We start from the raw sequence: 23,577 nt of genomic DNA, 5'->3' as shown, positions 1-23,577 counted from the left end.
ACGTTCGCTGTGTGAACGAGCCCGTCATCGACCTGACCGTGATCAGCGCCGTCGTGTTCGACACCGACGGCGTGGTCACCGACACCGCTCGGGGACACGCGGCCGCCTGGAAACACGTCTTCGACGCCTTCCTGCGCGGCCGCTCGACGCCGTTCGACATCCGCGACGACTACCTGCGCCATGTGGACGGGCGCCCGCGGCTCGACGGCATCCGCACCTTCCTGGCCGCGCGCGGCATCGAGCTGCCCGAGGGGGCGCCTGACGACGAGCCGGGCGCGCCGACCGTCCACGGGCTCGGCCTGGCCAAGGACCGCCTGTTCATGGAGCAGGTGGACAAGTACGGGGTCGCCGCGTTCCCCGCCACGGTGGCGCTGCTGCACGAGCTGCGCCGGCGCGGCGCCCGTACGGCGGCGGTCTCGGCCAGCCTGCACGCGCGCAAGCTGGTCGGCTCGGCGGGTCTCACGCACCTGTTCGACCTCATGGTGGACGGCAACGACGCGGCCCTGATGAACCTGCCGGGGCCGCCCGACCCCGCCCGCTACCTGGAGGCCGCGCGCCGCCTCGACCTGCCCCCGGCCAAGGTGGCGGTGGTGGTGTCCGCGCTGCCGGGGATCGAGGCGGGCAGGAAGGGCGGCTTCGGGCTGGTGGCCTCAGTGACGACCAACGCGGTGACGACCGGCGGCGACGGCGCCGGAGCCCATGTCGTGGTGCCCGATCTGGGGGAGCTCGGGGTCAGTGGGAGGGTTCTACCCTTGACGTCGTGACTGTTCTGATCGATCCGCCCGACTGGCCGGGGCCGCGCGGCCTGATGTGGTCGCACCTCGTCAGCGACCGCTCGCTGGATGAGCTGCACGACTTCGCGGCGCGGCTGGGGGTGCCGGTGCGCGCGTTCGACCGGGACCACTACGACGTCCCCGAGACCGTGCACGCGCGGGCGGTCGCGCTGGGGGCCGAGGCGGTCAGCTCGCGGGAGCTGCTGCGCCGGCTGATCGCGGCCGGCCTGCGCCGCCGCAAGAAGCACCGCCCCGCTCCTCCCGCTTAGGACAGCGCAGGCCGCCACGTCCCGCACCTTCCGGTCATGGCGGCACCGGACGCGCCCTCCCCCGCCCCGCCCGGTCAGGCGTCCTGTCGTCCGGAGAGGGCGGTCAGTTCGGCGGTCATGTTGGCGCGGGCGCGTTCCTCCCACAGGTCGCGGGCCCTCCGTGTGCGGTAGAGGGTGGGGGTGGCGAGCAGGCGGCGCAGCACCTCGGCGCGGCCCTGGGCGAACAGCGGGCCGGGGACGTGGGCGTACTCCTCGCGGACGGCCCGCGCGTAGTCCGCGTAGCCGGGTCCGGCGAGCACGGCGAGGTCGGCGTCGCACAGGACGGCCCCGTTGCCGTCGCCCGGCCCTGTGGTGTCGTGCGCGGCCGTGAGGCGGACCAGGCGGGCGGTCTCGGCCACGCGGCCGGCGGGCACGCCGCACCTCGGCAGGCGCGACTGGGCGAGCTGGGCGCTGCGTTCCTCGTCCCAGCCGGGCCGGCCGTCGTAGACCGCGTCGTGGAACCAGGCCGCCAGCCGTACCGCCGCGACGTCCCGCGCCTCGGCGGCCAGCGGCTCGACGGCGGCGAGGACGGCGGCCAGGTGGGTGCGGGTGTGGTAGCGGCGGTGCGGCTCGGCCCAGCGGGCGAGCAGCTCGGCGCGCACGGCGAGCGAGGCGGCCGACTCACCCGCGAGTGCTGCCCACCGCCCGCACCCGGTCCAGTCGGCGCCCGCCGCCGCGTCACCGCCCGCCGCCGTCTCACCGGCCGCCGTGTCCCGGACCGCCGTCTCACTGGCGGTCGCGTCTCGAACCGCCGTCTCACCGTCGGTCGGATCGTCGGGCAGGCCGTCGGGCGAGGTTCGGGCGTCGATCATCTTCTCACCGTACGCCGTCGCGGGGTAACGTCCTGGACATCGGCACCGCATCGGACGACCCACGGCGCCTGCCTCGCTGGCGGGAGCTGCGTGGTGTCATGCCCCGCCGGCCGCGCCTGTCCAGGGCGGCCCGGGTCCAGGCCGCGGCCGACGTGGCGGATCTGCGCCGGCTGGCCAGGAAGCGGGCGCCGCGCATGGTGTTCGACTACGTCGACGGCGCGGCCGAGGGCGAGCGGTCGATGGCCAGGGCGGTGGAGGCGTTCGACCGGGTGGAGTTCAGCCCGCGGGTGCTGCGTGACGTCTCCGAGGCGCCCACCGCGGTCGAGATCCTGGGCCGGCGGATCGCGATGCCGGTCGTGCTCGGCCCGACCGGGTTCACCCGGATGATGCACCGCGGCGGCGAGCGGGCCGTGGCGCGGGCGGCGGAGCGCGCGGGCGTCCCGTACACGCTGTCCACGATGGGCACCACGACGGCCGGTGACGTGGCCGCCGCCGCGCCCGGCGGCTGGAACTGGTTCCAGCTGTACGTGGTCCGCGACCGCGGCCGCAACGCCGAGACGCTCGCCCTGGCCGCCGACGCCGGGATGGACGTGCTGATGGTGACCGTGGACGTGCCGGTGGCCGGGGCGCGGCTGCGTGACGTGCGGCGCGGGCTGACGGTGCCGCCCTCGCTGCGCTGGAGCGGGGCGCTGGAGACGCTGCGGCATCCGGCGTGGTGGTTCGACTTCCTGACCAGCGAGCCGCTGCGGTTCGCCACCGCGGAGGGCGCGCCCGACGATCTCGCGGGCCTGACGAACCTGCTGTTCGACCCCTCGGTGACGGTCGCCGACCTGGAGTGGATCCGGTCGATGTGGCCGGGCAAGCTGCTGGTCAAGGGGGTGCAGCGGGTCGACGACGCCAAGGAGCTGGCCGAGGTGGGGGTCGACGGGATCGTGGTGTCCAACCACGGCGGGCGTCAGCTCGACCGCTCCGCCACGCCGCTGGAGCTGCTGCCCGAGGTCGCGCAGGCGGTGGGCGAGCGCACGCAGGTGTTCCTCGACGGCGGCGTGCGCAGCGGGGCCGACGTCGCCGCCGCGGTCGCGCTGGGCGCCAGGGCCTGCTTCGTCGGCCGCGCCTACCTCTACGGCCTGATGGCGGGGGGCGAGCCCGGCGTCACGCGGGTGCTTGACCTGCTGCGCGCCGAGCTCGTCCGTACGCTGCAACTGCTGGGTGTGGGCGGCGTCCAGGGGCTGGGCCCCGGCGTCGCGCGGCTCAGGGGTATGTGACGATCTTCACCGGGATGGTGTCGGTGCCCTGTGCGGGCCCTCCCGTGTCGTTGACGACGTGGGCGATGGTGCCGTTGCCTCCCAGGGAGACGGTGAGCAGGTCGTGGAAGCGCACGCCGGCGTTGACCGGGGTCTCGAAGCCGCGCTCGGCCACGACGCTGGGGTTGACGTTGAAGTAGCAGTACGCGCCCAGCCCCCACGCCTCGTGCGAGGTGACGGAGGCGGCGACCTTGTAGGCGGCGTAGCCGCGGGTGGAGCCGTTCATCCAGGCGGCCTGGTTGGGCGGGTCGTACGGCATCTCGTTCTGGAAGAAGATCGTCTTGCCGCGCTGCCCGTTCCAGATGACCTGGTACTTCTGGTAGTGCTCGACGAACAGCCCGTACGCGGTGACGTCGTCGCCGTTGACGATCAGCCCGGTGTCGGCGGTGTTGACGGTCCAGCCGATGCCGGTGCCGTGGTCGCCGCGCCAGGCCCAGATGTGGTCGATGATCGTGTGGTCGCTGTTGACGACGAGGCTGGTCGTGGCCTTGCCCGCGTGGGCGCCGCCGACGCGGAAGAAGACGTCCTGGATCGAGATGGGGTCGGCGGCGTGCGTGGCGGCGGAGCCGGTCGGGCCGACCTCCATCAGGATGGGCGAGTTGACCGGGCCGGCGTCGAACAGCAGGCCGGCCACCTTGACGCCGTCCACGTCGGCGATCCGCATGGGCACCACGCCGTTGTCGGGGATGACGGTGGCGTAGCCGAGCCCGAGCACGACGGTGCCCGGCCTGGTGACGTTGATGCTCTGGTTCACGTGGTAGACGCCGGGCGTGAAGAGCAGGTTGAGGCCGGCGGCGAGGGCCGCGTTGATGGTGGCCGCGGTGTCGGCCGGCTTGGCCACGTAGAACTGGCCGAGCGGGATCGAGGAGCCGGTGCCGGGCCAGTTCGCGCCGCGCGAGTTACGCCGCAGGGCCGGCACGAAGACCTGGTAGGCGCCCGCGCCGTCCACGTACAGGAAGGGCTTCTCCCTGGTCACGGGGCTGGTGTCGAGCGTCGTGTACGGCGGTTCTGGGAACGACTGGGCGGGCGCGCCGGCGACGCCGGAGAAGACCATGTTCCACACGCCGTTGAGCCAGCCGCCGATGGTGCTGTCACGGGTGAACCACTGCTGCTGCGAGTACGGCTGCACGGTCCCGTCGATCCTGCTGTCGGCGATGTAGCCGCCGCTGGCCCAGCCGTACCCGGAGGGCGCGAGGTTGAGGTTGCCCCTGACGTGCATCCGCCGGAACGGCGCCGCCTGCGAGACCGCCCACTGGTTGGTGCCGCCGGAGGGCGTGATGGACAGGTTCTCGGCCGAGCGCCAGAAGTTCTGGGTGGCGTTGCCGCCGAACCAGCCGGCGTCCACCCGTACCTGGCCGTTGATCGTGACGTCGTCGGGGTTGCGCCCGAGGCCCATGATCGAGGTGTAGAAGCCGATGTTGGCGTTGACGTTGTAGCTCCCCGGCTTGAACAGCAGGGCGTGGCGCTGGAGACCGAACTGGTTCGACTCCATCTGGGTGAAGATCGAGTCGAGGGTGGACTGGATGCTCGCCGCCGGCATGGACGGGTCGAAGACGTGCACGTTGGGTCCGAGGTCTCCGCCGCCGCCCGGTGTGTCGGTGGTGCCGGTGCGCACGGTGAGCTCCCACAGCGAGTAGCCGTACGGCGTGGCGCGGGCGGTGCCGTGCACGCGGACGTAACGGCCGGTTCCGGACACGTCGAGCGTCTGCGTGCCACCCGTGCCGGTCGTGGTCGCATAGACGTCGGTCCAGGAGGAGCCGTCGCCGGACACCTGGACCCGGAACGCGGAGGCGTACGCCGCCTCCCACTGGAGCACGACCTGGCAGATCTGGTGCGAGGCGCCCAGGTCGACCTGGAGCCACTGCGGGTCGCCGAACGCGCTGGACCAGCGGGTTCCCGCGTTGCCGTCCACGGCGGCGGAGGCGGGCAGGCCGGTGTTCTCGACGGAGGAGGCGGTGGCGGGACGGCCGAGCGCGGCGTCGGCGGTGCCGCAGGCCTGCGCGCCCATGGCGGCGGAGGCGGTCGCCGGTCTCGCCGACAGGAACGGATCGGCCGCGCGGGCCGGGCCCACGACGAGTAAGGACAGCAGCAGGGCGGCCAATGAGGCCACGATCAGGGCGGGACGTCGGCGGGGGTGCACGGCGACTCCTCACGGGAACGAACGGGAGGCGGTGGGAGAGCGCTCTCTCGTGCCGAGCGTGACTGCGGCATGCACTTGTGTCAACACTTGATTTAACTTTTAGGCAATAGTCGGGACGGATTCGGGGTACGCCGCCCCGCTCAGGAACGGCTCGACGACCAGCGTGGCCGCCCCCAGCGCCACCGCGTCTGGCCCGAGCCGCCCGAGCACCACCGTCTCCGGCTGGAACGGCTGCGCCTGCGTGTTCGCGGCCGCCGCTGCGCGGATCTCGGCCAGCAGCCGGCCGCCCAGCATCAGCCCCGCCCAGCCCCCGATCACGACGCGCTCGGGGTTGAACAGGTGGACCAGGCTCGACAGGCCCACGCCGAGCAGCTCGACGCTCTCGCCGATCACCGGCGAGCCCTCCTCCAGCAGCCTGGCCAGCGCGCTCTCCTCGTCGGCCGAGTCGGCCACCACGCCCGCGCGGTCGAGGATCGCCTCCGCCCCCAGGTACGCCTCCAGGCAGCCGCGCGCCCCGCACCGGCAGGCCCGCCCGCCCGCCACGATCTTCAGATGGCCGACCTCGCCCGCGGCCATGCCCGCGCCCCGGTAGATCCGGCCGTCCGTGACCACCGTGCCGCCCACGCCCGAGCCGACCAGGAGGATGATCGCGTCGCGGGCGCCCTGGCCCGAGCCGAACCAGAGCTCGGCCTGGCCCATCGTCTTGGCGCCGTTGTCGACGTACAGCGGCAGCTCGGTGCCGGCCCGCAGCAGCGCGCCGAGCGGCACCGCCTCCCAGCCGAACGTCTTGGCCCGCACCAGCGCGCCGGGGCCCGGCTCGACGATGCCCGGCACGCCGACGCCGACCCCGAGCACCTGGGCGGGCGGCACCTCGCTCTCGGCGATGACCGCGTCCACGCCGGTCAGGATGTGGCGGGCGACGAGTTCGGGGTCGTGCTTGGCCGAGCGGACGGCGTAGTGGGCTCCGGCCCGCACGTTCATCGCCAGGTCGAACAGCTCCACCTTGACCTGGGTCTCGCCCACGTCCACGCCGACCGCGTAGCCGTGGGCGGGGTTGACCTTGAGCAGCACCCGGGGCCGGCCGCCGTCGGAGTCGACCTGGCCGGCCTCGACGACGACGCCGGACTCCAGCAGCCCCGCGGTCATGGTGCTGACGGTCGCCGCGCTGAGGCCGGTCGTGGCCGACAGCTCGTTGCGGCTGGCGGGCCCGCCGAAATAGAGCGCGCGCAACAGCATCGCCCGGTTGCCCCGGCGGAGATCCCGTACGGTCCTGCGCCCTGACGTGCCCATCCTCGTCCCCGTCCTGTCCGGAAAACCCGCCGCCATGTTAGTTCACGGTTCAAACGTCCACGCGGGGACGGCGCTGCCGGGCGGATGTTACCGATTCGTTTCCTGACTTTCTTCGAGTCTTAGATTATGGTCCGACCATCCCCCCGATGAGGAGTACGACAATGGGCCGAGGACTTGTGCGTGGCGCCGTCGTGGCGACGCTCGCGACCGCGCTGGCCGCCTGCGGTGGCAGTGGCGGTGGCGGCGGTGGGCAGGGCGATGCCAAACAGCTGACCTTCTGGATGTACCAGGACCGCACCCCGCAGGCGGGACAGGTCATCGAGAAGGTGCGCCAGGACTTCGAGCAGGCCAACCCGGGCGTCACGGTCAAGATCGTGAAGATCCCGAAGGACGACTACAACACCAAGCTCGGCAGCGCCGTGGCCGGCAAGAGCACCCCCGACGCGGGCATCCTCGACCAGCCGCTGGTCTCCAAGTACGCCCTCGACGGCACGATCAAGGAGGTCCCGGCGGGCCTGATCGACGAGGCCGACTACTACAAGGGCGCCCTCGACACCAACCGCGCGGGCGGCAAGCTCTACGGCCTGCCGCAGGACCAGACGACCGTGGCGCTGTTCTACAACAAGAAGCTCGTGCCTGCGCCGCCCAAGACGTGGGACGACCTCAAGCGGATCTCCGCCCAGGTGCACGCCGCCGACGCGAACGTGGCCGGCATGAACGTGCCCAAGGGCGACGGCTACGGCGCCTGGATGTTCCCCGGCGTCGTGCACGGCGCGGGCGGCGAGATGGTGGACGACGCGGGCAAGAAGGTGCTGTTCGACCAGCAGCCGGCCGTGGAGGCGCTGCAGCTGTGGGTGGACCTGCAGCAGTCGTCGCCGCGCAAGATCACCGACTCCGACAAGCCGTTCGAGAACGGCCTGGCCGCCATGACGATCTCGGGGCCGTGGGACGTGCCGACGATCCGCGAGCAGTTCCCCGATCTGGACTTCGGCGTCGCGCCGCTGCCGTACAAGAGCGAGCCGGCCGGCAACATCGGCGGCGAGGACTCCGTCGTCTTCTCGGCCAGCCCCAACGCCGACCTGGCCTGGAAGTGGCTGGCCTTCCTGGCCGGCGCGGAGCACAACGGCGCGGTCGCCGACGCGTTCGGCGGCTTCCCCGTGCACCTCAAGGCGCGGGTGGTCGCGGGCGGGCCCGAGCAGGCGGCCTTCCTCGACCAGCTCAAGGTGGCGCACGCGCGGCCGGCGGTGCCGCAGTGGATCCAGGTCAACGACGAGATCATCGCCCCGGCGATCGAGTCGGCGCTGACCGGCAAGGCCACCGCGCAGCAGGCGCTGAGCGACGCGGCGGGCAGGACGCGCTCCCTGCTCGGCTGGAACGGCTGACGTGGCCGCACCCGCCCTGGCGGACGAGCGGGTGGCGGCGGGCCCCGGCGGCCGGGCCCGCCGCGGGCCCGGCCGGCGCCGCGACCACCTCGTGGGCGCGCTGCTGGTGGCCCCCGCGCTCGTCTACTTCCTGGTCTTCCTGCTGTATCCGGCCCTGTCGGCGCTCTACTACAGCTTCACCGACTGGAACCTGCGCTCCGACGCGAACTGGGTCGGCCTGGCGAACTACGCGGACCTGCTCTTCGACGACGTGAAGTATCCGCACTTCTGGACGTCGGTGCGGGTCACGCTGCAGTACACGCTCATCGCGGTGCCGCTGACGCTGGTGGCCGCGCTGGCGCAGGCGCTGCTGCTGAACGCGATCAGGCGCGGCGCCAACCTGTTCCGGCTGCTGCTGTTCCTGCCGGTGGTCACGGCGGAGGCGGCGGTGGGCGCGATCTGGCGCTGGCTGTACGACCCGCAGTACGGCCTGATCAACACCCTGCTCGGCCTGGTCGGCATCCCCGGGCAGAACTGGCTCAACACCCCCGAGCTGGTCATCCCGGCGCTGGCCTTCATCGCGGCCTGGCAGTGCGGCATCTCGATGATCATCTACCTGGCGGGGCTCAAGGGCATCCCCGGCACCATCCAGGAGGCGGCGGTCATCGACGGGGCCGGGCCGTGGCAGCGGTTCTGGCGGGTGACCTTCCCGATGCTCAGGCCGACCACGTTCTACCTGCTCGTGACCGGGGTGATCGCGGCGCTGCAGGTGTTCGGGCTGGTGTACGTGATCTTCTCCGGCAACGGGCGCAGCGTCACCGGCGGGCCCGAGCAGTCGGGCCTGACCTACGTGCTGCACCTGTACCTGTTCGCCTTCCGCTACGACGCGATGGGGGCGGCCTGCGCGATGTCATTCATCCTGCTGGTCTTCATCGTGATCGTGACGGCGCTGCAGTTCCGGTTCGTCAGGCAGGAGGCGTCATGAGGAAGGCGTCCATGTACGCGGCGCTGGTGCTGCTCGCGGCCGTGTCGGTGGTGCCGTTCCTGTGGATGCTGGCCACCTCGTTCAAGCACGGCCAGGACATCTACAGCAAGGTGCCCAGCCTGCTGCCGCTGGACAGGAAGACCGGCGAGTGGGCGGCCACGCTGGGCAACTACGACTACGTGCTCGGCGTCGGCGGGCTGGGTGGCGCCTTCGTCAACAGCGTCTGGGTGTGCGCGGTGCTGGTGCCGGCCAAGCTGCTGATCGACGCGCTGGCCGCGTACGCGTTCGCGCGGATCCCCTTCCCCGGCCGCGACCGGCTGTTCGTGATCATGCTGGGCGGCATGATGGTGCCCGCGATCACGCTGCTGGTGCCGCGCATCCACGTCACCCAGTCGCTGGGCATGTTCGACACCGGGTGGGGGCTGATCGTCCCGAACATCGCCTCGGTGCTCGACATCTTCCTGATGCGGCAGTTCTTCCTGTCGCTGCCGGCCGAGCTGGAGGAGGCCGCGCTGATCGACGGCGCGGGCCGGATGCGGATCTTCTGGACGATCGTGCTGCCGCTGTCGAAGCCCGTGCTGGCGGTGGTGACGATCACCAGCTTCCTGTTCCACTGGAACGACCTCGTCTGGCCGCTGCTGGTCACGAACGATCCCGAGCTGTACACGCTGCCGCTGGCGTTGCAGCAGCTCGTGGCCAGCCCGGACGGCGGGCGCGCGTACTACATCATGGCGGGCGCCACGCTCGCCGTCCTGCCCGTGATCGCCGTGCTGCTGGTCTTCCAGCGCCGCATCCTCGCGGGCATCGCCTTCACCGGTCTCAAAGGCTGAATCTCAACCCTCAGGAGGAAACCACTGTGGCCATCGAGGTCCGCGACGGGGTCGCCGTCGTCGACGGCGTGCCGCGGGTGCTCGTCACCGCCGACTATCCGTACTATCGCGACGATCCGGCCGTCTGGGCCGATCGGCTGCGTGCCGTACGGGACGAGCTCGGGATCGAGGTGATCACCTGTTACCTGCCCTGGCGGCACCACCAGCCGGAGGCGGGCACGGCTCCCGACTTCACCGGCCGCACCCATCCGGCCAGGAACGTGACCGGCTTCCTGGCGCTCTGCCACGAGCTGGGGCTGCGGGTGATCGCCAAGCCGGGTCCGTTCGTGCACGCCGAGCTGAGCTACGGCGGGCTGCCCGACTGGGTCTGCCCGGACGCCGACCCGTCGATCGAGCCGCTGCTCGACGCCGCCGGCGCGCCCGCGTGCTGGCACGACGGCGCGGAGAAGCGCCCGCTGCCGGCCCCGTTCGGGACGGCGTTCCTGGCCATGACGACGCGGTGGCTGGCCACCGTGGGCGAGCAGATGCTGCCCGGCGCCGGCGCGGTGGCCGCGCTGCAGATCGCGAACGAGGGCGTCTACACCAGCGGGGCGCTGCCGCTGACGGCCTACGACTACAGCCCGTCCGGGCTCGCGTTCTACCGGGACCGGCTGCGGTCCTGGTACGGCACGCCCGAGGAGTACGACGCGGTCCACGGCACCGCGTACGGCGACTGGGCGGAGATCGAGCCGCCCGGCCCGTCCAGCGGCCCGCTCGCGCTGGCCGACTGGGGGCGCGCGCACGCCGAGTACCTGGCGCGCGTCTACCGGGTCTGGGCGCGGGCGGTCGGCTCCGACCTGCCGGTCCTGGTGAACCTGAACCCGCCGACCATGCCCGAGCTGGACGACTGGCTGGCCAGGGTCCGGCCGGAGCTGTGGGGCGGGATCTCCTACGGGTTCACCAACTGGATGGGCGTCGTGTCCGCCGACGCCGGCGCGCAGGCCCGCTACGTGATCGCCGCCAAGCGCGCCCCCGGGCCGAACCTGGAGGAGAACTGGGGCTTCGCCGAGCTGTACGACCCTGCCTACGTCGACGGCGCCACCAGCTTCCACCAGTCGCTGCTGGCGCTGGCGGCGGGAGCGACCGGGTTCAACGTCTACACCGGGGTGGCCACGTCGGGGTGGGGGCCGGAGCTCGACGCGGCGCACGCGGGGCCGTACCCGGACTGCGCGCCCGTGGACGCGGGCGGCGCGGCGACCGGGAAGGCGCCGGTGGTGCGGGCGCTGGCGGACTTCTTCGCCGCGCACGGCACCGAGTTCCTCGAGTGTGTCCCGCGGCGCAGCGACGCGTTCGGGCTGTACCTCCCCTATGCCGGGATCGCCGCGCTCTCGGGAGGAGCCGAGGGCCCTGGATGCGCGCGACCGCTGCTGGCCTTCCACGAGCGGATGCGGGCGCGCGGGCTGGACTACGGGCTGGTCGAGCTGGAGAGCGCGACGCCGGAGGAACTGACCGGCTACCGCTCGCTCACCGTGCCCGGCGGCCCGTTCCTGCACCGGCGCGTGCAGGAACTGCTGGCCGGGTACGCGAAGGCGGGCGGCGTGGTGCTGGTGGACGGGCCGGTGCCGGAGCTGGACGAGCGGCTGGAGCCGTGCGCGCTGCTCGCCCCCTTCGCCACTCCCCTGCCCGCCGCCCCTTCGGCTCCGGATCAGGAGAGCCTCGTCATGTACGGGGAGGCGGACGCGTTCCTGCGCAGCCACCCCGGCCGGGACGTGCACTACCTCATCGTGCTCGTCCAGACGGGCAACGAGGGGCCGATCGGCCTGCGCACCCCGTACGGGAACGTGGAGGTCGTCGCCGCGGAGGGCGGCGGCGCGGTGCTGCGCCTGGCCGGCGGCGAGATCGGCGACGTGGTGGTCAGGGGCGTCAACGCCTACCTGGACTGCGCCGTCGAGGCGAGCGTGCGGCTGGACGGCGTGCGCGCCGGCGCCGGCGGCCCCGGCGATCTGGTCAGGATCGGGGGTTCCGCTCTCTGACGAAAGTCCGTCATACCCCGGAGTAACGACGCGTATTTCGCCACCGCCGTCGTCGCTCTGCTCCTCACGCGGGGGACCCGTCCCGCACGGAGAGGAGATCGGAAAAAATGGCGACCGGAGAGTTCCAGGTGATGAAAGTGCCGGCCGAGCAACTGGCCGGCATTCTTCACGGCCAGGTTGTCGATCCCGGAGCTCAACCCACGAACATCGTTCACCGGGGCGAGGGCTGGACCGTGGACGTGAGCTGGGAGGTCACCGGTGAGCTGGTGGACTGGCTGACAGGACGCTGGCAGTTGGAGATCATCGCCGATCTGCTGGGCGGTGGTGAGACGAGGCATCCGTCGCCTCCCGTGGAGATGACCTTCACCCCTGGCTCGGGCCGCTACACCGCTTCGATCCCCATGCGCGGCCAGCTCGCCCCGGGCACGTACGACCTGGTGGTCAACCTCACCACGACGACGGCCGCCGGCACCGCGGGGGCGCTCGGCGGATTCGTGGTGATCAGCAAGATCATGGTTAAGGATTGAGCGGCGCCGCTCCGGGCCGGGCGCCCGGGGCGGCGCGCTGCAAGCTTGTCGCAAGCGGGCGCTCCTACGCTCCTGCGCGGCGGTCACGGGGCTTCGAGGCCGCCGGACTGTATCTGACGCCACCCGGAGGCGCTCTTATCCCGATGAGCGCGCCACGGGGGCGACGGGACCAGCCGATTGGGAGACCTCATGTCCGAGCCGACCGCGGTGACCGCGGACGACGTACTGCGTATCGCGGCCTACAAGGACCGCGACGCGGCACTCGAAGCGATGGTCATCGCCTACAGCTACCACCGTGTGGCCACCGACCTCGCCGTACGCCTGGGCCGCGCGGCCAACAACTGGTACTGCTACGCCACCTGGACCTCGAAGGCCATCGGGGAGAGCCTCGACCTGGGTCCGGACTCACCGTTCATCGCGGACTTCGGCCGCCGCCTGCGCGTGCCGCATCCGTTCAAGCGCCTGTTCCGGGCCACGCTGCTCACGCTGCTCGGGCCCAGCTACCAGCTCGGGCTGGCGCTGGCCAACCGGGCCATCTTCCTGGAGACGGCCAGCCTCGCGGTCAACCTGTGGAACGACGCCCCCGACCGCTACCTCAAGGTCAGCCCGGAGTCCGAGCTGACGCCCGAGCCGCCCGAGTTCCTGACCGGCCTGCTGTCGCCCGCCGACCCGCGGTACCTGAAGGACGCGGCGCAGCTCATGGTCGAGGCCGCGGCGACCGAGGATCCCGTGGCCAGGGGCGAGCTGATGTTCGGCGCCAACATCGCGCTGTCGGCGTACGAGCAGGCCCGCGCGCAGACGGCGCTGGAGCTGGTGCTCTACCGGCCGGTCCGCTGGATGACCCGGGTCTCGTGGCGCTCGCTGCGCTCCCTGGTCACCCGCAGGCCCTTCCCCCGGTTCAAGCTGTACGCGGCGAGCCACGCCGACCAGCCCTGGCTGACCCGCAAGCTGGAGGACCTGTGGTCCTCGCTCTACACCCGCCACCTGTTCGCCGTCGCCACCCCGCTCAGCGACATCAAGGTCGGCCGGCCGCTGACGGCGCCGGCCGGCGTGGACATCGACCGGGCGTGGGCGCCGATCCAGAACGAGAAGGTGCGCAAGCTGGCCGAGGAGTTCATCACCGAGGACCGCGAGAGCGCCACGGCCGGGGTGCGCGACTGGGTGTCCTACCCCGACCGGATGCGCTTCATCGTCAGCTACTTCCGCGTCTACCAGAACGTGGAGGCCCTCTACGGGGTGCCGTTCGCCGAGCAGGTCGCCGAAGGGCTGGCCGAGGAGATGGCACGGGGGCTCGTGCCCGAGGCCGTCAGCGTGATGTTCGACAGCAAGCCCGGGCTGCGCCGCCGGCGCCGGTTCTACGCCTACCCGGCGGAGACCACCGATCCGGACGCGCACGAGATGGCCCACTTCGACTTCGAGCCGTTCCTGGAGGCGATCCCGCTCGACAGCGTCACCGAAGAGGCCTGATCGGCCTGACCGACCAGATCCGACCGAACCCGACCGACCGAGAAGAGATCAGTCCAGGAAGTCGCGCGTGATCTCGCGGGCCTGGAGCAGCCCGCGCAGCTTCGCGAAACAGCGGGCACGGGTGGGCCCGATGCTCCCGACCGGCCTGCCCAGCCTGCGCGCCACGTCCACGTAGTGCGGCTCGGAGGTTTCCGTGAGCGCCCTGAACAGCACCCGCTGCGCCGCCGGCAGCTCCTCGACCAGCTCCGCCAGCGTCCCGGCCAGCCAGATCCTGGCCAGCTCCCTGTCGACGTCGTCGGTGCTGCCGAGCGAGTCGAGGTCCGGCGTGCAGATCTCCTTCGTCCGCCTGGTGAGCTTGAGGCACTCGCGGAAGGCGATCGTGGCCAGCCAGCCGGCCATCCGCTGGCCGTCCTCGACGCTGCGCAGGTTCTGCCAGGCCAGCAGCCATGTCGTCTGCAGCACGTCCTGGGCGTCCTCGTGGCTGAGCCGGAAGCGGCGGATGCGCGCTCTCAGCATCGGGCTGAACTCCTCGACCAGCCGTTCCCAGGCCACGGTGTCGCCGTCCTGGGCGGCGGACACGAGGGCGGCGGTGTCGAGACGTTCGATGGTGTCCAGCTGCATGTCGTTCTCCCCGCCGGTCCGGTTTCTCGGGGGGCCAATTCCGGCCGGCTACCTCACCGTGCGCCGGATGATCCGAAAAGACTGTCTCGGAAGTGACAGTGCGCGTGTGGTCCTCGTCACATTCCGGAGATCGGCAACCGGAGGCTGTCCGCCCGTGGAATGCGTCCTAGAGTTCTTGCATGAACGCGCGCAGCGGGCCGCCCCACGACGCCGAGCCGGTCGCCGCCGTGCTGGCGGAGATCCCGTTGTTCCGCGTGCTGGGGGAGAAGGGCATCCGGAGCACGGCCCAGGCGGGGGTGTCGCGGCGCTACCGGGCGGGGCAGATCATCTTCCACCAGGGCGATCCTGGAGAGTCGCTGTTCGTCCTGCTGGACGGGCTGGTGAAGGTGGTGTTCACCACCGAGCACGGCGACGAGATCGTGCTCAACATGCTCAGCCGCGGCGACACCTTCGGCGAGATGGCGCTGCTCGACGGCTCGCCGCGGTCGGCCTCGATCACGACCGTGCGTCCCGCCTGGGTGTTCGCGCTGCCGCGGGCCCGGCTGCTGGAGCTGATGCGCGAGCATCCCGGGCTGGCCGACGAGTTCCTGCGGCTGCTCGGCCGCATGGTCCGCCGGCTCACCGACCAGGCGGCCGACCTCGCCTTCCTCGACCTGGGCGGGCGGCTGGCCAAGCTGCTGCTGCAACTGGCCGACAAGCACGGCCACTCCGACGGGGTGGTCGACCTGCCCGGCCTGACCCAGTCCGACCTCGCCGCCCTGATCGGCGCGTCGCGGCCCGCGGTCAACCGGGCCCTGCAGTCACTCGTGTCGCGCGACCTCATCGCCGTCAAGGGGCGGACGATCACGCTGCTGAATGTCGCCGCCCTGCGGAAACGGGGCGGCCTCTGACCGAATCTGGAGTACGGGGCACATGAACGATCACGACGAGCGCTGGCCCGAGGAGAGGTTCCGGCAGTTGCGTCACCAGGCCGATCCCGACATCGACAAGGTCGTGGCCGAATACCTGGCGGCGCAGCCGGACGGGAAGAGTGCGCTCGACCTGGTGAAGGCCGTGGTCGCGGAGCTGGGCGAGGCCAAGCGGGAGGCCAGGGAGCCCTCCGGCGAGCCGCCCGCGTACGAGATCTTCGACGCGCTCGACTTCGCCAAGGAGCTGCCGGAGTGGGGGGACGACCGGGAGCTGCTGGCCAGGGGGCAGGCGGTCTTCGCCGACTACGGGCTGTACCAGTCGGCGGCCCTGTTCTTCGCCTGCCTGCCGATGGCGTACGCGGAGACGTCCAGCGCGAGGGTGCTGGCGGGCGTGTCCAACCTGGCCACGCACCACATGACCCGCCGGGTGGCGGAGACCGGCCAGATGCTGGTGGACGTGATGGGGCTGAAGTCCACCGACAGTCTGCAGCCGGGACGGCCGGGACACACGACGGCGATCGGGCTGCGCATCCTGCACTCGTTCGTGCGGGCTCTGGTCGACGAACGCTACGCCGACCGGTGGGACGCCGAGCGGCACGGCCCGCCGGTGAACCAGGAGCTGCTGCTCGCCACGCTCTTCGACTTCTCCGTGGTGACGTGGGAGGCGATGGAGACCATGGGGGTGACGCTGAGCGAGGAGGAGCGCGCCGCCAACCTCTACACCTGGAGCGTCTTCGGCCATCTGATGGGCATCGAGGTGTGCCGCGACGGCCCCCTCACGCTCGACGACGTCGAGCCGATCAGCGCGCGCCTGGGCCGGCTGCTCGAACCCAGCGACGAAGGCGTCAGGCTGATGGCCGTGCTGCTGAAGGAGATGGAGGCCTTCATGCCGCTGGGCTGGCGCAAGATGCCGCGCAGCCTGGTGCACTGGATCTTCCAGGACGCCGCCCACGGCGCGGACCGGGTGCCCGAGCTGCTCGACGTGCCCCCGCCGGCGTGGTGGTTCACGGCGCTGTTCCGGCTGACCCGCGAAGCCAACAGGGGCCGGTTGCTGGCCCGCCCGGTGGACTCTGTGGTTCGCTGGCTGGTACGCAAGTCCGGGCGGCACATCGTGGTCGCCCTGATCGACCGCCATTCCGGCGGGCAGGCGGCGTTCAGGATCCCTCCGGAGCTGGCCCGCTCGTGGCGGATCAGGCGCTCCGGCGCCGCGGTGAAGACCCGCGCGATCCGCCGCACGGTCCGCCGCACGCTACGAGCGCCCGCCCAGGGGCGGAAAGGGCCGCACTAGTGACCGCCCTCCACGACCGCGCACACGAGCCGGGCACGCTCACCACGGCGACCATCCTGTTCACCGACGTGGTCAGTTCCACCGCGTTGCGGATCAGGCTCGGCGAAGAGCGGGCCAATGTCGTCTTCCGCCGCCTGTACGAGCTGCTGCGATCGGTGGTGACGGCCAGCGGGTCGTCGTTCACCAAGAGCCTGGGCGACGGGCTGATGGCGGTGTTCGACTCGGCCACGGCCGGGCTGGACGCGATCATCGCGGTGCAGCAGGCCGTGGCCGACGAGAACGAGCGGGCCCAGGAGAAGATCTCGATCAGGGCGGCGCTGGCCGCCGGCGACGTGTGCTGGGGTCACGACGACGTGAGCGGGCTGCCGACGGTGGAGGCGGCCCGGCTGGTCGCGGTGGCCGAGGGCGGGCAGGTGCTCTGCACCGATCTGGTGCGGCGGCTGGCCCAGGGGCGCAGCCGGCACGAGTTCAAGGATCTCGGGCGGCTGCCGGGCAAGGGGCTGCGCGAGCCGATGCACACGTACGAGCTGCACTGGCAGAGTGCCGACCACCACCTCGGCGCCGGGCTGGCGCCGTGGCTGGACGAGCGGGGACTGCCGTTCGTGGGCCGGGAGGAGCAGCTGCGGACGCTGGACGCGGAGCTGGCGGCGGCCGAGTTCGGCGGCAATCTGGTGCTGCTGCAGGGCGAGCCGGGGGTGGGCAAGACGCGGCTGGCCTCCGAGGTGGCCAGGCGGGCGCTCAAGCGGCAGTTCACGGTGCTGGCGGGGCGGTGCACCGATCCGGCGCGCAAGGCGTACGAGCCGATCGCCGGAGCCGTCGAGCGGCTGGCCCGCACCTCGCCGGCGCTGCTGCTGCGGGCCGGGATCGACCAGCAGTGCGGGCAGCTCGTGCGGCTGGCGCCGTCGCTGGCCGCGCCGCCGCTGTCGCTGGAGGTGCCGCCGGCCACCGAGCCCGTCTCCGAGCGCTACCACCTGCTGGCCGCGGCCCGCACGCTGATCGAGCGGCTGGCCACCGTGCGGCCCGTGCTGCTGATCGTGGACGACCTGCAGTGGGCCACGCTGGAGTCGCTGCAGATGCTGAACGCCCTCATGTGGGACGCCGACGCGCTGCCGCTGCTGGTGCTGGCGATGTCGCGGCCGGTGCCGGTCGAGTCGGCCATGCCGGAGCTGCACAAGCTGACCGCCGACGCCCGCGTCGTCCCGGTGCCGGCGTTCGGGCCGGACGAGGTCTCCCACGCGCTGACGGAGGCGCGCGCCGCCGGTGACGCCGCGGTGCTGCACCGGATCACCGGCGGGAACGCGTTCCTGATCAGCGAGGTGATCAGGGAGCTGACCGCGGGCAAGGACCTGGACGCGCTGGCCGTGCCCGACTCGGTCACCCGGATGGTCCTGGCCCGGCTGTCCCAGCTGCACCCCGACGCCAGAGACCTGGTCAACCTGCTGGCCGTCGGCGAGCGGATGTCCTCGGCCGAGCTGCGCCAGGGCCTCGGCCTCGACGAGGCGCGCTTCGTGGCCGCGGTCGAGGAGGCGATGGGCGCGGGCCTGGTGACGATGCTGGACAACGGGTCCTGCCACTTCTCGCACGAGCTGACCAGGAACGCCCTCTACTCCACGCTGTCGGCGCCGCGCGCCGCGCTGCTGCACGGGCGGGTGGCCGACGCGCTCTCGCTGACGGATCCGCAGGCGATGCGGTCGCGGCCGTACGTGGTGGCCACGCATCTGCTGGCCGCCGCCGAGCACGGCCGCGACCCGGCCCGGGTGAGCGCGGCGGCGGACGCGGCCGTGCACGCGGCGCAGCACGCGCTGGCCGGGCTGGCGCACCGCGAGGCGGTCACCTGGTACCAGCGGGCGCTCGGCCTGCTGCACGACTCCCCCGGCGGCACCGTGGAGCGGCGGGCCGAGCTGCTGGTCGACTGCGGCCGGGCGATGTGGCTGGCCGGGCATCCCGATGCCAGGCGGACGCTGCTCGACGCGGCGGCGCTGGCCCGCGAGTGCGAGCGGCACGACCTGGTCGTCACCGCGGCGCTCGGCGGCGACCGGGGCTCCAGCATCTCGCCCGCGCCCGACCGGCAGCGGATCGAGCTGCTGACCGAGGCGCGCAAGGTGGTCGACTCCACCGACGTCAGCACCAGGGCGCTGCTGGCCGCGCAGCTCGCCTCCGAGCTCATCTGGGCGCCCGACGGGGAGCGGCGCTTCGCGCTGAGCGACGAGGCGGTGGCGCTGGCCCGCAAGTCGGGCGACCCGCGCACGCTGGCCGGCGTGCTGGGGATGCGCAGCCTGACCATCATCCCGGCCGACCCGCTGCACCAGCGGCACCGCGACGGAGACGAGATGCTGGAGGCGGCCCGCAGGACGGGCGACGACCTGGTGCTGTTCCACGCGTACATGCAGCGCACTCCCCCGGTCCTCGACGGCGGCGACGCGGTCAAGGCGGCCCTGCTGCTCGACCAGGCGGAAGAGCTGGCGCGCCGGCTCGGGCAGCCGCACCTCACCTGGCTGATCGGCTACTCCAAGGCCGGACTGACCCTGATGCAGGGCGATCTGGCCCAGGCGGAGTCGGAGGCCGAGTCGGCGCTGCGGCTGGGCTCCCAGATCGGCTACCGGCTGGACGCGATGGCCTTCTACTCCGAGCAGATCGCCGAGATCCGGCGGCTGCAGGGGCGGCTGTGGGAGCTGCGCGACCGGCTGCGCAAGGCCGGCCAGGCGCCGCGCGCCGACCCGGTGCACGCGGTGCTGCGGTACCTGTGCGAGCTCGACGACGAGGAGGCCGGTCCGCTGCTGGACCGCATCCTGGCCTACGGGGGCGCCACGCCGCCGCGCAACATTGCGCACAGGCCCGCGCTCGACAACCTCGCCGTGGCCGCCGCGCGGCTGGGCCGGGCCGACCTGGCCGCGACCCTGTACGACGCGCTGGCGGCCGAGGGCGAGACGTTCGGGCACGGCACGGTGGCCCATCACTGCGGGCACCACTACCTGGCGCACCTGTGCCTGGCGATGGGCGAGCCGGCCAGGGCGGCCGTGCACTTCGAGGCGGCGGCCGAGGTGCACGAGCGGCAGGGGGTGCCGCTCATGCTGGCCGAGTCGCTGCTCGACTGGGCTGCGCTGCTGGAGTCGGGCGAGGTGTCCGGGCCCAAGGCGGCGGATCTGCGCGGGTGGTGCCGTACGCTGCTGGCCGGGCGGGGCGCGCTGCTGCTGGAACGCCGGCTCTCCGCCTGATCGCGGCTGCTGCGCGGACCCGGGTGCCAGCGGACGGGCGTCAGCGGACGGGCGTCAGGGAGCCGGGCGTCAGGGAGCCGGGCGTCAGGGAGCCGGGCGGAGGGCCAGGGTCTGGCCGGCCTCGATGGCCTCGCGCACGCTCCTGGCCAGCGTCTGCTCCAGCGCGTCGCCGTGCGCCTCCAGGTCGCGCATCCCGTCGGCGTCGTCGGTGTGCGCAAGCAGCGCCCGGTACTTGTCGTTGTCGGCCAGCGCCGCCTGCGCCCGCAGCGCCGCGTCGGCTTCCTGGACGCGGCGGGCGTACCGTTCCAGACTCTCGACCCGGGCCGTCACGGACGCCACCGAGCGGCGCAGCGCCTCCTGCTGCGGCGCAAGGACGGCCCGCAGCTCGGGCGTCACGACGCCCCGCATGGCGCGGTCCTGCTCGTGCTGCAACTGGGTCTGGACCCGCAGCAGCATGGCGATCTCCCAGATCTGCCGGGGCAGCAGCACCTCGTTGGCCAGCCCGTCCAGCAGCCGCTGGTACATGACCTGCGAGGTGTAGACGGACATGACCGCTCTCCTGCCGCGTTCCAGCAGTGCCCTGGCGGGCGGCGACAGCTCCGGCACCAGCACGAACCGGTCGCGGTACGGGGCGCGCGAGGCGGCCTGCCCGAGCCTGGGGATGAAGGAGTCGATGACGGCCAGGCGCTCCTGCTCGCTCAGGGCGGGATCGGTGACGAGGTCGACGGTGCGCTTGACGTGCTCGCGTTCCCTGGCCAGCAGGACGCGTTCCTCGTCCGCCGCGGACCTGCGGCGGCGCAGGTCGTGCACGACCACGAATCCGCACAGGCCGATCACGGAGAGCAGCACGGTGGCGACCGTGACGGCGGGGCCGCTCGTCACGTACACGAGGAGGGTGCCGGCCAGGACCACGATGACGGACACGACCGACACCAACGCGTATCCGCAACCCTTGGCCACACCGTCTCCCACTGAGCGAGTTTCCGAAGTGCCCTGAGGGTCACAATAGCCCGCTATTTCCGGCGGATCACGGCATAGCGAGATGTGATGGGATCAGCGGAGGTACGAGGCGCCGTTGAGGTCGAGCACCGTCCCGCTCGCCCATTCCGCCGCCGGGGAGGCCAGATAGAGCACCGCCGCGGCGATCTCCTCCGGCAGCGCGACCCGGCCGAACGGGCTCTGGGCCCTGATGGCCTCCCCGCCGGGACCCTTGAGGTGCTCGCTCACCATGTCCGTCTCGACGAACCCTGGCGCCACGGTGGCCACCGCGATACCGCGCGGGGCCAGGGCGATGGCCAGCGACTGGGCCAGCGCGTTCAGGCCCGCCTTGCTCGCGCCGTACGCCGGGCTGTCCGGCTCGCCGCGGAAGGCGCCGCGCGAGGAGACGTTGACGATCCGGCCGCCCTCCCCCATGTGCCGCAGCGCGCACCAGGTCAGGTTGGCCGCGCCCACGAGGTTCACGTCCAGCGTGCGCCGCCAGGCGTCCTGCCACTCGTCGTAGGACAGCTCGGTGACGGGGTGGTGCAGGTAGACGCCCGCGTTGTTCACCAGCACGTCGATCCCACCGCCCAGCGCCGCCGCGGCCTCGTCCGCCATGCTCCTGACGCCTCCGGGATCGGCGAGGTCGGCCCTGACGACCGCGTGCCCCTGGCCGGGCAGCTCGGCGAGCAGGCCCTCGGCCTCCTTGGCGGAGTCGCGGTGATGGATCGCGACCCGGTCTCCCGCGGCGGCGAAGGCCGTCGCGACCGCCCGGCCGATGCCTCTCGACGCTCCCGTGACAAGTACTCCACGTCCACTCATCCCCCGCACCCTAGGGGACGCGGCCGGGCGGGGGTGCGGCGGGTCCGGCGGGTCCGGCGGGTCCGGCGGGTCCGGCGGGTCTGGTCTGGCGGGTCCGTCGGTGCGATAGGTCCGGCTGGTGCAAGGGTCCGTCGGTTGCGATGAGTCCCGGTAAGTCGGGCGATTGCGACCGCAGCGTCGGGGGGTCCGCCCGCGCCGCCTCGATCAGGCTGCGTTCTCGGTCGATCGCGGCCACCGCGCCGATCCGGTCGTACGGCTCCTCCAGCCGGTCCAGCGCGGCGCGCACCGTCTCGGTCGCCGTCGTCTCACGGCTCTTGTGGCGGCGTACGAGTTCGAACGCGCTCTCGCTCATGGACGCCTCCTCGGAGCCTGCCGCGAGCTGCCGCCACCCTACGATGGACCCCATCCCCGAACCAGGAGTCACCATGTCCGAATCCCCTGGCGCGCCGGCCGAAACGTGGTCCGCGGCGGTGGCGTCGGCGTACGACCTGGGCCGGCCACTGCGACCCCCGGTGTACGCGGCGCGCGGCGAACTGGGCCGGATCTGGCGACTCGACACCGACGCCGGCACGTGGGCGGTCAAGGAGCTGCTGGTGCCCGTCGAGGAACGCGAGGTACGCGCCGACCTCGCCTTCCAGCGGGCGGCGGCGAAGGCGGGCATCCGGCTGCCGGAGCCGCGGGTGACGACGCGGGGCGCGGTGCTGCACGGGGGGGTTCCGGGTGTACGCCTGGGTGGACCTGGTGGACGGGGACGTGGTCACGGGGCGGGAGCTGGGCGCGGTGACGGCCCACCTGCACCGAATCGGACACCCCGCCGAGGGCCCCGTCGTCCCCTGGTTCGCCGAACCCCTCGGCCGCACCCGCTGGGAGTCCTTGCTGAAGGCCGCCACCGACGCGGCCCGGGAAGCGGGCGCGCTGCCGACCGTAGACGCGGATCTGGACACGAACACGGGTCTGGGCACAGGTACGAATGCGGGCCCAGGCACAGGTAGGGATCCGGGCTTGGGCACGGGTACGGATCCGGGCCTGGGCGCCGACGCGGGCCTGGACACGCGTGCGGAGCTGGGCCTGGGCGCCGATGCGGGCCTGGACACGCGTGCGGAGCTGGGCACAGATGCCGGGTCGGGGGCCGATGTGAGGCTGGAGGTCGGCGGGGAGGCGGAATGGGGGTGGGTGGGTGCTTTGGGGCGGCTGCTGCCTGAGCTGGTCGCGCTGGACGCCCTTGTCGTCCCGCCCGGCACGGCCTCGCTGGAGACGTGCCACCGCGACGTCAACGTGGAGAACGTGCGGCGGGCTCTGGACGGTGGTGTGGTGGTGCTGGACTGGGAGAACTGCGGGTCGGCGCGGCCGGCCTGGGAGCTGGCGAAGATCCTGGCCGACCTTCCGCTTCCCGATGCGGCACAGGCGTGGCGGGCCTACCGGGACGATGGCGGCCCCGGTGTTCTCGCCGAGCCGGCCGACTTCTCCATGGCCATCGCGGAGCAGGGTCATCTGCTGGAGATCTACGCGAATCGGGCGATGTCGTCGCGGGAGTCCGCGGAGAACCGTTCCAGGGCCCGGTCCAGACTCCGTTCGATGCTCGCCCGTCCCCTGACCATCGCCCGCATCGACGCCCTGCTCGCCACCCGCGACACCACCTGAGCCGGCGCCGACTTCTCCCGCCTGCACCGGCAGAGGCAGCACCGGCTTCTCTCCATTGGGTCGGCTGAGGCGGCGTCGGGTTCTCCGGCGAAGATCCAGTCAACCGGACCCGCTCCTGGAACGTCCCAATACTGCCGTCTTCGACCAGGAGCCCCGTCATGGCCTTTCCGCCCCAGCCGCCGCAAGGCCCGTACGGCCCTGCGCAACCGCCGCACGGCCCCTATGGTCCTGCGCGACCGCCGCAGAGCCCGTACGGTCCTCCGTGGCAGCAGCCCCATGGCCGTGGCGCGCCTCC

Annotated in this window: 20 protein-coding genes; 13 read left to right on the top strand and 7 right to left on the bottom strand. The window is 72.4% G+C overall.

The genetic code is table 11. The features are described 5' to 3' along the window. Positions 1-11 precede the first annotated feature (11 nt). Both B0I32_RS37545 and B0I32_RS37540 read left to right on the top strand, forming a co-directional pair. A complete protein-coding gene (locus B0I32_RS37545) occupies positions 12-764 on the top strand; it encodes an HAD family hydrolase (protein ID WP_106247859.1) in 753 nt (250 codons plus the stop codon). Beyond that, a complete protein-coding gene (locus tag B0I32_RS37540; RefSeq protein WP_106247857.1) occupies positions 761-1,042 on the top strand; it encodes a DUF4031 domain-containing protein in 282 nt (93 codons plus the stop codon). The genes B0I32_RS37545 and B0I32_RS37540 overlap by 4 nt, the downstream gene beginning before the upstream one ends. Positions 1,043-1,116: 74 nt before the next feature. Here the strand turns inward: B0I32_RS37540 and B0I32_RS37535 are convergent, their stop codons facing one another. Continuing rightward, positions 1,117-1,893: an HD domain-containing protein gene (locus tag B0I32_RS37535; protein ID WP_245956259.1), complete on the bottom strand. Its 777-nt coding sequence runs from the start codon at positions 1,891-1,893 to the stop codon at positions 1,117-1,119. 98 nt (positions 1,894-1,991) lie between these two features. Between B0I32_RS37535 and B0I32_RS37530 the strand changes: the two genes are divergently transcribed. Further along, a complete protein-coding gene (locus tag B0I32_RS37530; RefSeq protein ID WP_106247855.1) occupies positions 1,992-3,158 on the top strand; it encodes an alpha-hydroxy acid oxidase in 1,167 nt (388 codons plus the stop codon). Here the strand turns inward: B0I32_RS37530 and B0I32_RS37525 are convergent. Beyond that, entirely contained in the window at positions 3,145-5,337 is a 2,193-nt protein-coding gene (locus tag B0I32_RS37525; RefSeq protein WP_245956258.1) for a discoidin domain-containing protein, read from the bottom strand. The two genes, B0I32_RS37530 and B0I32_RS37525, sit on opposite strands and share 14 nt — an antisense overlap. Before the next feature lie 99 nt (positions 5,338-5,436). Continuing rightward, positions 5,437-6,627 (bottom strand): ROK family protein, encoded by a 1,191-nt coding sequence (locus tag B0I32_RS37520; RefSeq protein WP_106247854.1) that lies wholly within the window; start codon positions 6,625-6,627, stop codon positions 5,437-5,439. A gap of 161 nt (positions 6,628-6,788) precedes the next feature. On the opposite strand from B0I32_RS37520, the gene B0I32_RS37515 reads away from it, so the two are divergent. The 6 genes from B0I32_RS37515 (at position 6,789) to B0I32_RS37490 (ending at position 13,809) form a co-directional block, all read left to right on the top strand. Further along, a complete protein-coding gene (locus tag B0I32_RS37515) occupies positions 6,789-8,009 on the top strand; it encodes an ABC transporter substrate-binding protein (protein WP_181308235.1) in 1,221 nt (406 codons plus the stop codon). A gap of 1 nt (position 8,010) precedes the next feature. Further along, complete coding sequence (locus tag B0I32_RS37510) at positions 8,011-8,973, top strand: carbohydrate ABC transporter permease (RefSeq protein ID WP_106247851.1); 963 nt, start codon at positions 8,011-8,013, stop codon at positions 8,971-8,973. Then, positions 8,970-9,803 carry a carbohydrate ABC transporter permease gene (locus tag B0I32_RS37505; protein WP_106247849.1) on the top strand — a complete coding sequence of 278 codons (834 nt, stop codon included), beginning with the start codon at positions 8,970-8,972 and terminating at the stop codon, positions 9,801-9,803. Before B0I32_RS37510 ends, B0I32_RS37505 begins: the two co-directional genes overlap by 4 nt. A 26-nt stretch (positions 9,804-9,829) precedes the next feature. After that, positions 9,830-11,815, top strand: a complete 1,986-nt coding sequence (locus B0I32_RS37500) for a beta-galactosidase (protein ID WP_181308233.1) — start codon at positions 9,830-9,832, stop codon at positions 11,813-11,815. 107 nt (positions 11,816-11,922) lie between these two features. Beyond that, entirely contained in the window at positions 11,923-12,342 is a 420-nt protein-coding gene (locus B0I32_RS37495; protein ID WP_106247846.1) for a hypothetical protein, read from the top strand. Positions 12,343-12,531: 189 nt separating this feature from the next. Then, positions 12,532-13,809, top strand: coding sequence for a hypothetical protein (locus B0I32_RS37490; protein WP_146178469.1), 1,278 nt, complete (start codon positions 12,532-12,534; stop codon positions 13,807-13,809). Positions 13,810-13,857: 48 nt separating this feature from the next. On the opposite strand, the gene B0I32_RS37485 is transcribed toward B0I32_RS37490, so the two are convergent. Then, positions 13,858-14,430 carry an RNA polymerase sigma factor gene (locus B0I32_RS37485; RefSeq protein WP_106247843.1) on the bottom strand — a complete coding sequence of 191 codons (573 nt, stop codon included), beginning with the start codon at positions 14,428-14,430 and terminating at the stop codon, positions 13,858-13,860. A 179-nt stretch (positions 14,431-14,609) separates the two neighbouring features. Here B0I32_RS37485 and B0I32_RS37480 point away from each other — a divergent pair, with 179 nt between their 5' ends. The 3 genes from B0I32_RS37480 to B0I32_RS37475 are packed head-to-tail and all read left to right on the top strand — an operon-like array spanning position 14,610 to position 19,841. Next, on the top strand, positions 14,610-15,320 hold the full coding sequence (locus B0I32_RS37480) for a Crp/Fnr family transcriptional regulator (RefSeq protein WP_106247841.1): 711 nt from the start codon (positions 14,610-14,612) through the stop codon (positions 15,318-15,320). Positions 15,321-15,342: 22 nt separating this feature from the next. Continuing rightward, positions 15,343-16,626, top strand: a complete 1,284-nt coding sequence (locus B0I32_RS58155; protein WP_181308231.1) for an oxygenase MpaB family protein — start codon at positions 15,343-15,345, stop codon at positions 16,624-16,626. Beyond that, a complete protein-coding gene (locus tag B0I32_RS37475) occupies positions 16,626-19,841 on the top strand; it encodes an ATP-binding protein (RefSeq protein WP_181308229.1) in 3,216 nt (1,071 codons plus the stop codon). Before B0I32_RS58155 ends, B0I32_RS37475 begins: the two co-directional genes overlap by 1 nt. Before the next feature lie 84 nt (positions 19,842-19,925). Here the strand turns inward: B0I32_RS37475 and B0I32_RS37470 are convergent, their stop codons facing one another. From B0I32_RS37470 to B0I32_RS56820, 3 genes are all read right to left on the bottom strand, one after another. After that, the gene (locus tag B0I32_RS37470; protein WP_146178467.1) at positions 19,926-20,765 is read right to left on the bottom strand and encodes a hypothetical protein; all 840 of its coding nucleotides are present in this window, start codon (positions 20,763-20,765) and stop codon (positions 19,926-19,928) included. Positions 20,766-20,894: 129 nt separating this feature from the next. Continuing rightward, positions 20,895-21,641 carry an SDR family NAD(P)-dependent oxidoreductase gene (locus tag B0I32_RS37465; protein ID WP_106247837.1) on the bottom strand — a complete coding sequence of 249 codons (747 nt, stop codon included), beginning with the start codon at positions 21,639-21,641 and terminating at the stop codon, positions 20,895-20,897. A 10-nt stretch (positions 21,642-21,651) separates the two neighbouring features. Continuing rightward, positions 21,652-21,993 (bottom strand): hypothetical protein, encoded by a 342-nt coding sequence (locus tag B0I32_RS56820; RefSeq protein ID WP_146178466.1) that lies wholly within the window; start codon positions 21,991-21,993, stop codon positions 21,652-21,654. A 368-nt stretch (positions 21,994-22,361) separates the two neighbouring features. Between B0I32_RS56820 and B0I32_RS37460 the strand changes: the two genes are divergently transcribed. After that, on the top strand, positions 22,362-23,282 hold the full coding sequence (locus B0I32_RS37460) for a phosphotransferase family protein (protein ID WP_106247835.1): 921 nt from the start codon (positions 22,362-22,364) through the stop codon (positions 23,280-23,282). Positions 23,283-23,577: the final 295 nt, after the last annotated feature.

Origin of the sequence: Nonomuraea fuscirosea (assembly GCF_003001935.1) — a bacterium.
Taxonomy (GTDB): Bacteria; Actinomycetota; Actinomycetes; order Streptosporangiales; family Streptosporangiaceae; genus Nonomuraea; species Nonomuraea fuscirosea.
This window is presented reverse-complemented; position numbering and strand designations above follow the sequence as displayed.

What these genes read in the sequence shown, in the direction of transcription:
- B0I32_RS37535 (WP_245956259.1), bottom strand. Translation starts at nt 1,893, where the DNA reads ATGATCGACGCCCGAACCTCGCCCGACGGCCTGCCCGACGATCCGACC.
- B0I32_RS37480 (WP_106247841.1), top strand. Translation starts at nt 14,610, where the DNA reads ATGAACGCGCGCAGCGGGCCGCCCCACGACGCCGAGCCGGTCGCCGCC.
- B0I32_RS37515 (WP_181308235.1), top strand. Translation starts at nt 6,789, where the DNA reads ATGGGCCGAGGACTTGTGCGTGGCGCCGTCGTGGCGACGCTCGCGACC.
- B0I32_RS37530 (WP_106247855.1), top strand. Translation starts at nt 1,992, where the DNA reads ATGCCCCGCCGGCCGCGCCTGTCCAGGGCGGCCCGGGTCCAGGCCGCG.
- B0I32_RS37505 (WP_106247849.1), top strand. Translation starts at nt 8,970, where the DNA reads ATGAGGAAGGCGTCCATGTACGCGGCGCTGGTGCTGCTCGCGGCCGTG.
- B0I32_RS37495 (WP_106247846.1), top strand. Translation starts at nt 11,923, where the DNA reads ATGGCGACCGGAGAGTTCCAGGTGATGAAAGTGCCGGCCGAGCAACTG.
- B0I32_RS37520 (WP_106247854.1), bottom strand. Translation starts at nt 6,627, where the DNA reads ATGGGCACGTCAGGGCGCAGGACCGTACGGGATCTCCGCCGGGGCAAC.
- B0I32_RS58155 (WP_181308231.1), top strand. Translation starts at nt 15,343, where the DNA reads ATGAACGATCACGACGAGCGCTGGCCCGAGGAGAGGTTCCGGCAGTTG.
- B0I32_RS37485 (WP_106247843.1), bottom strand. Translation starts at nt 14,430, where the DNA reads ATGCAGCTGGACACCATCGAACGTCTCGACACCGCCGCCCTCGTGTCC.
- B0I32_RS56820 (WP_146178466.1), bottom strand. Translation starts at nt 21,993, where the DNA reads ATGAGCGAGAGCGCGTTCGAACTCGTACGCCGCCACAAGAGCCGTGAG.
- B0I32_RS37490 (WP_146178469.1), top strand. Translation starts at nt 12,532, where the DNA reads ATGTCCGAGCCGACCGCGGTGACCGCGGACGACGTACTGCGTATCGCG.
- B0I32_RS37465 (WP_106247837.1), bottom strand. Translation starts at nt 21,641, where the DNA reads ATGAGTGGACGTGGAGTACTTGTCACGGGAGCGTCGAGAGGCATCGGC.